Source organism: Colwellia sp. SU-HH00943 (assembly GCF_057546125.1).
Map to the genome: position 1 here is coordinate 376064 of NZ_BAAJLW010000001.1, position 12934 is coordinate 388997.

The window sequence follows — 12934 nt, forward strand, 5'->3', positions numbered from 1 at the left end:
AAAAAAATAAACGTATAATTTTCAATCTATTGATTGTAATAAAACAACATTTAAAGAGTGAAAAGAGAATTAAACTTGTTTTTTAATAAAAAAATACGTAATAATATTACATAAACTAAGTTTAAGCGGAAAAGTTTTTCAGCATAAATTAGCTAACAAAACTAATTCCCCGCCGGTAAAAAACTTAGACAATAAAGAAATAATGAGCAAATAAACGTTCAAAAGAGAGGATAAGATGGAAGAGAAAAACACTAGATTACAAGAAAACCAAGCAGTAACCTTAACTGAGTTTGATTATGATAATACTGATTGGCCACGTGATTTTGATATACGCATTGAAGTGGCTGAACAGCGCGAAGTGCTTGAGAAGTAATTCACTATATTTAGCCATTAGCTGTAACATTCAAAAATTACTATATAAAAACAGTGCTGTACAAATGAAAAGTCTGTGCAACGCAAATGAAGCTGTTTTAGCTGAAATTAACGGCTATTAAGCACTCTCATTAAACAACCAAAACTGCTTAGTATTAATTTTTACGGCTGATACGTAAAGGTTAATACTTTTAAGCCCTTACCTGAGTGCGCCTCTTTAAAAACCTCTGGATTTGCAATTTTTTCTTCAAACACACACTCAGGGCATTCACGTGCCACTTCAGTAAGTAAAAATTGCTCATCCAGATCTGGGCTATTCAAACAGAGTACAAGCTTAGCGCCAGCATTCATCCACTGTGGAATTCGACGAATAATTTTAGCGTAATCACGTTCAATGTTAACACTGCCTTTTTGAAAAGATGGTGGATCGCAAATTAATAAATCATATTTGCCATATTTTTTTATACGGCTATTTGATTTAAATATATCAACACCTTCAAAAATAACTCGCTTACCTTCTTTTTTAGCTAACTGATTTAACTGATGATTTTCCCGACCTTTACTCAAAGACGCTTTACTTAAATCAATATTTACAACCTGACTAGCGCCACCGGCAGTAGCAGCCACAGAGAAAGCACAGGTGTAGGCAAACAAATTTAAAACATTTTTATCTTTTGCGTGCTGGTAAACCCAATGTCGCCCTTTAGCCATATCTAAAAACAAACCACTGTTTTGCGCTTTGCCAAATTCAATATGATAAGACAAGCCATTTTCTGTCACCACAGTATGGTTAATACTCTCGCCCAATAAGACAGAGGTTGGAGCGTATTTTTCATAACGCCGCTGCACTTGCACACTTCGACAATCAACAATTAACGATTGCAGTGCCTGTGCTTGCTCAAGCAACCAATCCTCTTCTACAGCTTGATATAAGGTAATTAAAATCACAGGCGAGAGCCAATCAACATTGACATGCGATAAATGATCATAAGCATGCCCACGGCCGTGGAATAAACGTTGGCAGTCAGTAAAGTCTGTTGCCGTGATATAGTCAATCATAGGAGTTTTTCGAAGAAAAAAAAGCCGAGTAATAATAACATTGCTCGGCTTATAGTTTCAAAATTTTTGCTGGCTATATTTAAAAACCAAATAGGCTGACTTCAAAGAATTTATGCGCAACAGTATTAATAAAAATAACCAAAACGATAGCGGGTATAAAAGTGCCTAAAGAGAAGTTAATATACTTTTCTACCCAAGACCCCACATAACTATCATTGCCAACACTTAAATGCTCAGACAAGTTCTTTTTCTTCCAACGATAACTAACAAAAACACATAATAAGAAGCCGTTAAGTGGTAATATAGTGTCATAAAAAACATCATAAACCAGATCAAAAAAGGACTTAGTGCTACCAGCATAGGAAATAAATTCAGTAAAAAATGTCACCATTCCAAATGATAAGGTAGCAAACACAGTCAAAACGCCTGCGGTCATCAGTAAAATAGATAAAGCCTTTTTACGGCTATGCTTCTTCTCTGTCACTAAATAAGAAACCGGTACTTCAATAATCGACACCAAAGATGTGATTGCAGCAAAGAAAACGAGAATAAAGAAAAAAGCAGCTACTGCACTTGCGCCTATATAGCCAATAGAGGTTTGTAAGGCTAAAAATATTTTTGGTAAGAATGTAAAGATTAGTGATACCGAGCTATCACTTAACTCACTTGGATTGACATTAGGGTTAAATGAAAATACTGCTGGCAGAATCATTAAACCGGCAACAAAAGCAACACTTGTATCAGTTATTGCCACAAGTTTTGCCGAATTTGGAATATTCGTATTTCTATCAATATACGAGCCATAAGTAATTAATATTCCCATGCCTAATGACAATGAGAAAAAGGCTTGTGATAAAGCGCCATTGACCACACTCGGTGTGATTTTACTGACATCTGGAATTAAGAAAAACTCAACACCTGCAAATGCATTATCAAGGCTGAGTACAAAAACAACCATGATTACTAACATTATGAACAACGCTGGCATGAGAGTTTTAGCGGCTTTTTCAATACCGTCTTTAACACCAGCCACTAAAATAAAATTCACTATTGCTGCGACAACAGCCATAGCAACAAACAGATAAGGGCTATTTATGAAGGTACCAAAACCTTCACCACTGGCTAAATAATCTAAATTTCCTGAGACTGTTAATGCGATATAACCAAAAATCCAAACGGTAATTACCATATAAAATACCGCGATCATAAAAGGTGTTAGCACTCCAAGAAAGCCAGCTGCTCCCCATAACGAACTGTTACCGCTTAAGGTTTTATAAGCACCTACGGGCTCTTTCTCTGTTTTACGCCCTACCGCCATTTCTGCAATCATCACTGGCAGACAAATTAAAAACACGAACAGGGCATACATAATTAAGAATGCTCCACCGCCATTTTTTGCTGCGTTAACAGGGAAGCCTACTAAGTTACCAATACCAACTGCAGAGCCTGCCGCCGCGAGAATAAAACCAATTCGGGAGCTAAAAAGCTCTCTTGATGTACTCATAAAATTCCTTCACTTCTACTTATTATTTTATCAATTCAGCAGTTTTTATTGTTGAAATGCTTTTATCTTTGAATCGATTGATGCTAACAAGCTTTAAGATACTTGTCTTGTGTAAATAAACATAATAGCACTGCCCTGTGTATAGTATTTTGTCCACTCTCTAAGATAAGAAACACAACCATTTACCTAGAAAAGAGTTTAGGATTCATTACCGTTAAGATTCCTTCAGCATCATTACTTGCTATTTCAGCAGCTTGTGCAATATCTTCTTCACTTAATTTTAAGCTTTGGCATAACGCTTTATCAATAATACCGTCATAGTCAAACTCATCAGCATGACTATCAAGTAATGCAAGCCTTGATGCTAAATTGAGTACTTTAACATCATTATTGATTTGATTACTCTGTGCTTGATTAAAGTGACGAATAGGAATGATAATTTTCTCTGGTAATTGCCAAATTTTCAGTAATTCTGCAGAAATATCCGTGTAAGTGAAGCCTAAAGCCGAAGTTTGTAATGGCCAAGGTAAATGTTCTTTATTATATTTTTCACATTGTTGTGCTATTTCAGGGGTTATTTTCGCCACCAGTAACTCACCAAAATTTTGTAATAAACCAGCAACAAATAAACGCTCAATATCTTTAATACCTGCTTTTATCGCTAAGTTTTTGCTTACTAAACCACAAAAAACACTCATACGCCAATAGCGTTTTAAATCAATAGCTTGGTTTTCAAAATGCTTAAACGCAGTTGCTGCGACATCGACCAGCATCATATTGTAAATGGCTTCAGTACCAATAATGGTGATAGCACGTGAAATTGTGCTAATTTCTCCTGGAAAGCGATAAATTGCACTATTAGCTATTTGCAACAATCGAGAGGTCATAGATGGATCAACACTGATCACATCAGCAAAATCATTAATTGCTGAATTTTCATCTTCCATCAAAGCTTTCACTTTAAAACAAGCATCAGGCAAAGCAAACGAGCCATTTGCTTGCAGAGCATATTCATGTGCGTTCATATAAATCCTTATTTAATAATGTTGGTTTCCTCATGCATATTCGCCTAAATCTCAAATGCAATTATGCTAACGGCACACCAGCTTCTTCTTTGATATGCTCAGTAACCATGTAAGTATGAGTTTGTGATATTGCGGGGAGTCCTGCAACTTTTTCTAAAATCAATCGGTAGTTCTCAATATCTGAAAAGCGAATTTTCAATAAATAATCATAACCACCAGCAATTAAATGACATTCAACTATTTCTTTAATTTTAACCACTTCTACTTTAAATAACTTAAAAACGTCTGCTGTCGTTCTATCTAAAGTCACTTGAATAAATGCCGTCATGCCATAACCAAGCTTGCTAGCATCTAAAAATGCACCGTAACGTTTAATATAGCCTTCATTTTCAAGTCGCTTAACGCGATCTAAACATGGGCTAGCACTTAAGTTAACTTTTTGTGCTAACTCAACATTGGTAATTCGACCATCTGATTGCAAGGTTTTTAAAATAATATTATCAATACGATCTAAAGGTTTTGATTTGTTCATTTATCGATTAAACAGTCATAAATATGGAGATAAAACTATACTACCACAGATTAAACTGAAGAATAGCTAATGTAAGGCCTTTCCACAGCCTGTTAAAAGCTTACCATCAAGTTTTAATGCAACACGGGTTTCAAATTGCTCACCTGACATAGTATCTGTACAAGCCCTGCCGGTAAGTGTAATACGAAGTTGATGTGCCTCATTACTTAAATGATAAATGCTACTCGCATTATTAGGATCAGATTCAGGGGCTTTATAACTAAAAGCTATCGTCGTTTTGCCATAATCTCCTTGATAAAAAACCCCCTCTTCTTGGCTAATTGTTACACTCCAACCAGGCTCTTGCCCTATAGCTCGAAAATCTGCTCCCATTAACTTGGCATGTTCCCAGATAGCTGCTTGCCTGTTGTTTTGGCAGTTTTTATAGATTTTTTCATCAATAGAAAGCGTGGCGTCTTGGCCGTGCTGCCAAAACAAAAACCGCTTCTTATCATCATTAACAAGGCTATATTTTGCGCCTGAGGCACTAACAACTTTCATTAATTGTTGTGAACTATCGGGTAAAAAAAGCCAAATAGCGTCATTATTTTTTGAATGAGCAACAAAAGCATAATCACTTTCACATTGATAGACAAAGGTTTGCGTGGCAACTTTAGCTTGATGGTTAGCCAATAAGGTGTTGGGCTCTGGTTCCAACACAGTTGCAGAATGACAAGAAATCAATAGTGTAAGTAACGCGCTCACCAGTAGTAATTTATTTAGGCCCATGTTACTGCCTTATTGGTTTACAAAAAAAGAGAGTTCAAACCATAAACCATCAATCACCTAGCATCAACCACTCAGCATCAACTATAAAAAACGACTATTTGGAAAATAAAAAGGCAAAACCTATGGGTTTTGCCTTTTCAATTTATCACTTTAGTCACAATTCGTGGCTTTAGTACTTGTTTTAACTAAGCCTCTTCATCTTCCACTAAGGTCATCAAAGAAGTATTTCCTCCTGATGCCGTCGTATCAATACTTATCGTTTTCTCCGTTAATAAACGCTGAATTAAATTATCGAAATATTCAGAGCTAATAACAGGTAAGATAGCACCTTGGCGCTCAGACAATTTTTCACTGATATAATGTTTACGATCACAATGACTATCAATAACAACACCTGATAATGCAGGGTGCGCAAGCATAGTTTCTAAATGACAAAGCTTAGCAACCTGCAACACACCTTTATCTGCACCAGTAGATAAAAATTTATCTCTAAAGGCTAACGCTTCTTCATAGAATAAATCAGAAACTACAGTCACTACCGTGTTACCTGTAGCTAACGCTGTTACTACTGACATAACCCAAAAGTGGAAGCTAACATTCTTATCGGCAAAACAAATGACACAACCTCTATTTTCTAAATACAAGATATTAGACTCACCTGTAGGGCCAGGTAATTCATTTGGCTTTTTAAGCTGTTTTTCAATGCGAATTAATTGATCACGTGAATCAGCTAAAGTCAGATTTAAATCATCCGCTAAATCATCCACTATTTCTACATGCGCTATTTTAGCTAATAACTGGCGCACATGAGATATACGCGTATTTAACTCTGTTAAACGCCAGTTTTTCTCTGCTTCGTTAGCGCTCACCATCAATTGATTGGCTTCTCTTTGCGCTTGTTCGTCACCCGTTAAAGCAACATTTTTTGATGCAAGTGAATCTGATTGCTCATTTTTTGGTGTTGACTCTTCAACCACTAAACGGCTTAAGTAATTAGGGCCACCAGCTTTTGGCCCCGTACCAGATAAGCCACGCCCGCCAAAAGGCTGAACACCAACAATAGCGCCAATCATATTTCTGTTAATGTATATATTACCCGCGCGAGACAATCTAGCTAAGGCGGCAGCACGATGTTCTATACGCGTATGAATGCCCATAGTTAAACCAAAACCTGTGCTATTCACTTTTTCAATCACTTGCTCAATTTCATCACCTTTAAAGCGAACAATATGTACACAAGGACCAAACACTTCTTTAGTTAACACGCTAATATCACTGATTTCATAAAGACGTGGTGCAAAGAAGAAATGGCCATCCTCGTCTGAAACTTCACTGCCCAGCTGACATTGATATAAAAGCTCACCATGCGACTTCATATAATCTGCATGCGCATTCAGTGCATCAAGTGCTTTCTGATCAATAACTGGACCAACATCTGTGCTTAGTTTCTCTGGGTTACCTATATGTAACTCAGCTAAGGCACCTTTAAGCATTGAAATAACGTTATCAGCAATATCTTCTTGCAAGAATAATACTCGTAGCGCTGAGCAGCGCTGTCCTGCCGACTGAAAGCCAGATGAAATAACATCATCAACCACTTGCTCAGGCAAGGCTGTGGAGTCAACAATCATACAGTTTTGACCACCGGTTTCAGCAATCAATGGCACTTGATCACCACCACGCTCTGCCAAGGTTTGAGAAATTCGTGTACCTGTTTCAGTCGAACCAGTAAACATTACTGCAGCTACCCTTTCATCAGGCACTATTGTGCTGCCAACAACACTACCGCGAGCAATAACAGCTTGAACCACATTCTCAGGCAAGCCAACTGATTTCATCAACTCAATAGTACGAAGTGCAATTAAGCCTGTTTGCTCTGCGGGTTTAGCTAACACGGTATTACCTGTTGCAATAGCAGCGGCAACTTGCCCCAAGAATATTGCTAGCGGGAAGTTCCATGGGCTAATACACAATATCACGCCACGTGCTTTTAAGCGTTGATCACCACTTTGTTCAATAGCGCGAGCGGCATAATAACGACAGAAATCTACCGCTTCACGCACTTCATCAATACCATCTTGTGCAACTTTACCCGCTTCTTTGATACATAAAGCAATAAGTTCAGCTGTGTGTGCTTCTAACACGTCAGCAATACGACAGAGTAATTCAGCGCGCTCTTTTACCGGTGTTTGTGACCATGAATTAAAGGCGAGTTCAGCTTGATCTATCATCGCTGACATTTCAGCTTGTTCATGATGATTGTGAAAACCTATAATTTCAGCATGATTAGCTGGATTTTTAACAGCAACAGCACCATCTGGCACATTGTTTTTGTTGAGTAAGTTTTCAGCAAACCAGTTATCTAACGCTGCTTTAAGCGGAGTAATTTCATTAATATCAGTTAAATCTAACCCCGTTGAGTTATCTCGACTTGGTAACTGGCTATTACTTGCTGCATTCTCACTACGGTATAAATCAACAGGCATAATAATTTGCTTGTTGTATTTATTTTTAAGACGTAGTGTTTTCTCAACAGGATCTTCTAGTAAAGATTCAACCGGTTGAGTCTCATCAACAATGGCGTTAACAAACGATGAGTTTGCGCCATTTTCTAATAAACGACGTACTAAGTAAGCTAGTAAGTCTTCATGGTAACCAACAGGAGCATAAATACGACACTGAATACCTTCTTGTGAAACAATTTGATCATATAGCGAATCACCCATGCCATGTAAACATTGGAATTCAAAGCCTTGTTTATCATCGCCGGCTAATTCAACAATTGTCGCTGCTGAATAGGCATTGTGCGTCGCAAATTGTGGATAAATAGTATCTCTGTATTCCAATAACTTGTTGGCACAAGCGTGATAAGAAACGTCTGTTGATGATTTACGTGTAAACACAGGGAAGTGACTTAAGCCATCTTTTTGCGCATTTTTAATTTCGGTGTCCCAATAGGCACCTTTGACCAAACGGACCATCATACGACGATCAGCTTTAAGAGTTAATTCACGAAGCCAATCAACCACAAAAATAGCGCGTTTTTGGTAAGCTTGCAGTGCAATACCAAAACCTTGCCAATCACCTAAATCAGCGTCAGTAAAAACCGCTTCTATGATATCAAGTGAAATATCTAAACGCTCTGATTCTTCTGCATCAACCGTTAAACCAATATTATACTGTTTTGCTTGTAAACATAGTGCTTTAAGCTTAGGTACTATTTCTGCCATAACGCGTTCGCTATGAGTAAACTCATAACGAGGATGAATAGCCGATAGTTTTACTGAAATTCCCGGTACACGACGTGGGTCATTTTTACCTGACTTTAATGAAACCTGACCAATCACTTCAATGGCATCTTGATAAGACTTAAAGTAACGATCGGCATCGGCCATAGTACGAGCACCTTCGCCAAGCATGTCATACGAGTATACATAACCTTGTTGCTCTTTTTCCGCCGCTCGCTCAGTCGCACTTTGGATAGTTTCTCCCATCACAAATTGCTTACCCATTATTTTCATGGCGTAGTTCATAGACTTACGAATAACAGGCTCACCTAAACGACCGATAGTTTTTTTCAACAAACCAAACTTATCTTGATTACGTTTGTCGGCATACCCCACCATAGAGCCAGTAATTAATAAGCCCCAAGATGAAGCGTTTACAAATAATGAGTCACTTGAGCCTAAGTGAGAACTCCACTGCCCTTGAGAAATTTTGTCTCGAATTAACATATCCTGTGTATGTTTGTCTGGCACACGTAACAAGGCCTCAGCTAGACACATCAAAACCACGCCTTCTTCCGAAGATAATGAATATTCATTTAATAATGCATCTATAGCGCCATTGCCTTCTTGATCTTGGCGAATTTTCAATACCATTTTTCTTGCGCGCTCCCAAGCGCGCGAGCGAGCACTCACATTCACTTCAGCAAAAGGTAAAATATGGTCAATAGCAACATTTTCATCTATTCGATAAAAGTCACGGATTTTCTGACGAAGGGTGCAATCTGATGTTAATGAACCAGTAAAAAGCATGAGCATTCCTCAAAGTAATTCAAATTAAAATGATATTTATTAAACGATAATTAATTGAGTATAGTTAATACTGCTGCGTATAAAAAAGCTGTCCTTTGGGGTAGGCTGCTAAACTAATTTCAACGAATTATTAAAAAAGGAATTTTAAAGATAACACCACAGAATGTGCTAGCTATTTTCGGGATTTTACAGATTTTAATACTGAAAAAGCCACATTTTTCCATAATTAATACTGAAAACATGTGGCTTAATATTTGGGTAGCTAGGTGTTGTTGGTTTAACTTGCAGAAATGCGGGTAATATCAGCACCTAAAGCTTGTAATTTATCTTCAATGCGAAGGTAGCCTCGATCAATATGATAAATGCGATCCACTTGCGTTGGCGTTTCTGCCACTAAACCAGCAATCACTAAGCTAGCTGATGCACGTAAATCTGTTGCCATAACTTGAGCACCATTAAGAGAATCAACACCGCTAACTATTGCGGTATTTCCTTCAAGCGTAATATGGGCTCCCATACGTTGTAATTCAGGTACATGCATAAAACGATTTTCGAAAATGGTTTCAATGACAGTGGCAGTACCTTGAGCCAATACATTCATGGTCATAAACTGCGCTTGCATATCAGTCGGAAATGCTGGATGTGGCGCTGTTTTTACATTGACAGCCTTAGGCTGCTCAGTCATTTCTAGTTCAATCCATTCTTGCTTGTTAGCATCAATGCCTGTGGTAATAGTTGCGCCCGCTTCAGTCAGCTTAGCTAATACTGCCTCTAAGGAACTTGGATCGGTATTTAAGCATTTTACTTTGCCTTGTGTTACTGCCGCAGCCACAAGAAAAGTACCTGTTTCGATTCTGTCTGGCATAACAGAATATTCACTGCCACGAAGCTCTTCAACACCTTCAATGGTCAGAGTGTCTGAACCAGCACCTGAAATTTTCGCGCCCATACTAATTAAGCAATTGGCTAAATCGACAATTTCAGGCTCACGGGCAGCATTTTCAATAACGGTAGTGCCTTCGGCTAATGCTGCAGCCATCATTAAGTTTTCAGTACCTGTAACACTGACTATATCCATAAAGATATTAGCCCCTTGAAGACGGCCTTGCTTTTTAGCAACTATGTAGCCATTTTCAACTTCAATATCGGCGGCCATCGCCTTTAAACCTTGAATATGAAGGTTTACAGGTCGCGCACCTATAGCACAACCACCAGGTAAAGAGACTTCAGCATGCCCCATACGCGCAAGTAATGGACCTAACACCAAAATTGACGCTCTCATTGTTTTAACAAGTTCATACGGTGCACAGCATTCGGTAATAGCGCTTGCATCGATACTCAACTTATCTTCACTTAACCACTGAGTTTTAGCCCCCAATTGGCCTAATAATTTTACAGTGGTGAGAATATCATTAAGTTGCGGTACATTATTAAAAACAACGGTTGTTTTAGATAACAGTGCTGACATTAAAATAGGAAGTGCGGCGTTCTTTGCGCCAGAGATAGTAACTTCACCACGTAGTGGCTTGCCACCAATAACTTTAAATGCGTCCAAAATATTTACTTTCTTCAGTGTTAATTAATGGGGAGGGGCTGCTCATATTGCACCCTAAACTCGATTTTGACCAGTATTACATTAATTAGTTCAATGAGCAGCTTTTTTCTTGGCTAAAACTAAATGAAGGGCTAAGTGTTACAAAAACACTACATATTAAACAATTTATCACGCTGCCATTGTTCTTTAGTAAAGGTTTTAACCGTTACGGCATGAATAGTACCCGCTTTGATTGCATCAGCTAAAGGGGCAAAAACCACTTGTTGACGTTTTACACGAGATAACTCAGCAAACATGTCAGCGACAGCAACAATGCTACATTGTGAACCGTCGAATTTAACTTGTAATTCATCAAGCGTTAATGCGTCATTAATTAATTTTTCTATTTCTGCTATGTCCAAGTGTTTTTCCTCAATTATATTCAAATGTTGTGGTGACGAGTTTATTGCGGCAAAAAGCCCTCTACCCCACTTAACTTAATCAAATTATCTAACTTAGTGGGTAAATTTGCAAAATTTAATTGGCAATTGACATGATGAGCTTGCTCAAGTAGATAAAACAACCATGCAAGACCAGCAGTATCAACTTTACTGACTTGCTGTAAATCTACGAGTATTTTAGTTTGTTTTAATAAAAACTCATGAGTTTTTGGTGATATCTTCATTAAGGTATGGCGGGTAAGTTCACCTTGTAGGGCAATCAGGTTTTCACCAAAAATAACATCTATATCTGCCACAAGCTAACCTGCTTTTTTGTTTGATGTTGTTGCATCAGCATCTTTTTCGCCTTGCGATTGCCCTTTAAAAACGATATTTCGCTCACTTTTTTTTCTAAGCATATCAGTAACGTATGGCAATCCTTTTTGACGAATAATGCTACCAAGCTCAGCTTTTTTACTATCAAGCAAACTAACACCTTCAGCTACCATATCAAAAGCTTCCCATTCCTTAGTTTTACGATCTTTTCTTACCTTGAACGAGACATCAATATCTTCACCACCAGGTATTAGAATTTTAGTGTTAACTGCAACTATTCTCTTATCAGCAAAGCCTTTAGCAGGGGCAAAAATCACTTCTTGGTTATCATACAAGGTAAACACTTGCGCATAAGAGGTAACCAAATACTCACGAAATACAGGGACAAAAGCACGTCGCTCCGCATCGGTTGTTTTCTTGTAATTCTTGCCGATAACTTTAAAAGCAGAATACTTATAATGCACATAAGGCATTAACTCTTCACGCACTATGTTTTTAAGTAAGTTAGGGTTCTCCTTGATGGCCTGCTCTTCTCTGGCGAAGCGTTTAAACGTTTTTCCAGCGACTTCCTTAATCATCAAATAAGGATCTTTTTTATCAACAAGATCGTTTGTGGGCACAGATGGTAGTTGTGCTGCTTTGGTTACAGTGGCGTTTTCTGTTTGGGCTAGAGCAATACTAGTCCACATTGAAAAGCTGATGATTAAGCTAATCGAAAGTACTAGCTTTTTAAATGTTTGCTTTGTGTGAATACCTATCATCTGCATTACTCGTCACCACTTCCTTGGCTAAATAAAAATTGTCCTATCAGTTCTTCTAACACCAGTGCTGGTTTGGTATCTTCAATATAATCACCAGGTTGTAGTATTTCGAGTGACTCATCCATAAAGCCTGGCTGTAACCCTAAATACTGCTCGCCTAATAAGCCAGAGGTTAAAATAGCAACAGAAGTTGCTTCTGAAAAACTATTGTATTCTTTAAAAATTTCTAACGTGACTACTGGAATATAATCTTCTTCATCTAAAGCAATGTTACTCACACGCCCAACAACAACACCACCGACTTTAACGGGTGAACGTACTTTTAAACCGCCAATGTTATCGAATTTAGCTAATAGGTTATACGTTTCACTATTGCCTGTCATACCTGTATTAGCCACCTTAAGCGACAGCATTAGCAAAGCGGCAATACCTAAAGCAACAAAAAAACCTACCATTAATTCTATTTTTTTTGACATCATGTCTTTCACCAAACGCCTTTTATTTAATACTATTATGAGTTCATTCGCGACAGAATGAAAATTCCCACTAACGATTACTTATTTCAT

Annotated in this window: 12 protein-coding genes; 1 reads left to right on the forward strand and 11 read right to left on the reverse strand. The window is 37.9% G+C overall.

What is annotated here, in order from left to right; all coding sequences use genetic code 11:
* The first annotated feature begins 235 nt into the window (after positions 1 to 235).
* Positions 236 to 373 carry a hypothetical protein gene (locus AC27GZ_RS01580; protein WP_487093123.1) on the forward strand — a complete coding sequence of 46 codons (138 nt, stop codon included), beginning with the start codon at positions 236 to 238 and terminating at the stop codon, positions 371 to 373.
* A gap of 161 nt (positions 374 to 534) precedes the next feature.
* Here the strand turns inward: AC27GZ_RS01580 and AC27GZ_RS01585 are convergent, their stop codons facing one another.
* From AC27GZ_RS01585 to mlaD, 11 genes are all read right to left on the reverse strand, one after another.
* Entirely contained in the window at positions 535 to 1431 is an 897-nt protein-coding gene (locus tag AC27GZ_RS01585) for a class I SAM-dependent methyltransferase (protein WP_487093124.1), read from the reverse strand.
* A gap of 79 nt (positions 1432 to 1510) precedes the next feature.
* On the reverse strand, positions 1511 to 2935 hold the full coding sequence (locus tag AC27GZ_RS01590) for a sodium-dependent transporter (RefSeq protein ID WP_487093125.1): 1425 nt from the start codon (positions 2933 to 2935) through the stop codon (positions 1511 to 1513).
* 182 nt (positions 2936 to 3117) lie between these two features.
* Positions 3118 to 3960 (reverse strand): HDOD domain-containing protein, encoded by an 843-nt coding sequence (locus tag AC27GZ_RS01595; RefSeq protein ID WP_487093126.1) that lies wholly within the window; start codon positions 3958 to 3960, stop codon positions 3118 to 3120.
* Between the two features lie 61 nt (positions 3961 to 4021).
* Positions 4022 to 4492 carry a winged helix-turn-helix transcriptional regulator gene (locus tag AC27GZ_RS01600; protein ID WP_487093127.1) on the reverse strand — a complete coding sequence of 157 codons (471 nt, stop codon included), beginning with the start codon at positions 4490 to 4492 and terminating at the stop codon, positions 4022 to 4024.
* Positions 4493 to 4558: 66 nt separating this feature from the next.
* Positions 4559 to 5260 (reverse strand): MliC family protein, encoded by a 702-nt coding sequence (locus AC27GZ_RS01605; RefSeq protein WP_487093128.1) that lies wholly within the window; start codon positions 5258 to 5260, stop codon positions 4559 to 4561.
* A 185-nt stretch (positions 5261 to 5445) separates the two neighbouring features.
* Positions 5446 to 9297 carry a bifunctional proline dehydrogenase/L-glutamate gamma-semialdehyde dehydrogenase PutA gene (gene putA / locus AC27GZ_RS01610; protein WP_487093129.1) on the reverse strand — a complete coding sequence of 1284 codons (3852 nt, stop codon included), beginning with the start codon at positions 9295 to 9297 and terminating at the stop codon, positions 5446 to 5448.
* Positions 9298 to 9574: 277 nt separating this feature from the next.
* A complete protein-coding gene (gene murA, locus AC27GZ_RS01615; RefSeq protein WP_487093130.1) occupies positions 9575 to 10852 on the reverse strand; it encodes a UDP-N-acetylglucosamine 1-carboxyvinyltransferase in 1278 nt (425 codons plus the stop codon).
* A gap of 149 nt (positions 10853 to 11001) precedes the next feature.
* Positions 11002 to 11277, reverse strand: a complete 276-nt coding sequence (locus AC27GZ_RS01620; protein ID WP_487093131.1) for a BolA family protein — start codon at positions 11275 to 11277, stop codon at positions 11002 to 11004.
* A 17-nt stretch (positions 11278 to 11294) separates the two neighbouring features.
* The gene (locus AC27GZ_RS01625) at positions 11295 to 11588 is read right to left on the reverse strand and encodes an STAS domain-containing protein (RefSeq protein WP_487093132.1); all 294 of its coding nucleotides are present in this window, start codon (positions 11586 to 11588) and stop codon (positions 11295 to 11297) included.
* Positions 11589 to 11591: 3 nt separating this feature from the next.
* Positions 11592 to 12374, reverse strand: coding sequence for an MlaC/ttg2D family ABC transporter substrate-binding protein (locus AC27GZ_RS01630; protein WP_487093133.1), 783 nt, complete (start codon positions 12372 to 12374; stop codon positions 11592 to 11594).
* Positions 12374 to 12847, reverse strand: a complete 474-nt coding sequence (mlaD, locus tag AC27GZ_RS01635; RefSeq protein ID WP_487093134.1) for an outer membrane lipid asymmetry maintenance protein MlaD — start codon at positions 12845 to 12847, stop codon at positions 12374 to 12376. Before mlaD ends, AC27GZ_RS01630 begins: the two co-directional genes overlap by 1 nt.
* Positions 12848 to 12934: the final 87 nt, after the last annotated feature.

What these genes read in the sequence shown, in the direction of transcription:
- AC27GZ_RS01580 (WP_487093123.1), top strand. Translation starts at nt 236, where the DNA reads ATGGAAGAGAAAAACACTAGATTACAAGAAAACCAAGCAGTAACCTTA.
- putA (WP_487093129.1), bottom strand. Translation starts at nt 9,297, where the DNA reads ATGCTTTTTACTGGTTCATTAACATCAGATTGCACCCTTCGTCAGAAA.
- AC27GZ_RS01590 (WP_487093125.1), bottom strand. Translation starts at nt 2,935, where the DNA reads ATGAGTACATCAAGAGAGCTTTTTAGCTCCCGAATTGGTTTTATTCTC.
- AC27GZ_RS01605 (WP_487093128.1), bottom strand. Translation starts at nt 5,260, where the DNA reads ATGGGCCTAAATAAATTACTACTGGTGAGCGCGTTACTTACACTATTG.
- AC27GZ_RS01630 (WP_487093133.1), bottom strand. Translation starts at nt 12,374, where the DNA reads ATGCAGATGATAGGTATTCACACAAAGCAAACATTTAAAAAGCTAGTA.
- mlaD (WP_487093134.1), bottom strand. Translation starts at nt 12,847, where the DNA reads ATGATGTCAAAAAAAATAGAATTAATGGTAGGTTTTTTTGTTGCTTTA.
- AC27GZ_RS01600 (WP_487093127.1), bottom strand. Translation starts at nt 4,492, where the DNA reads ATGAACAAATCAAAACCTTTAGATCGTATTGATAATATTATTTTAAAA.
- AC27GZ_RS01595 (WP_487093126.1), bottom strand. Translation starts at nt 3,960, where the DNA reads ATGAACGCACATGAATATGCTCTGCAAGCAAATGGCTCGTTTGCTTTG.
- AC27GZ_RS01585 (WP_487093124.1), bottom strand. Translation starts at nt 1,431, where the DNA reads ATGATTGACTATATCACGGCAACAGACTTTACTGACTGCCAACGTTTA.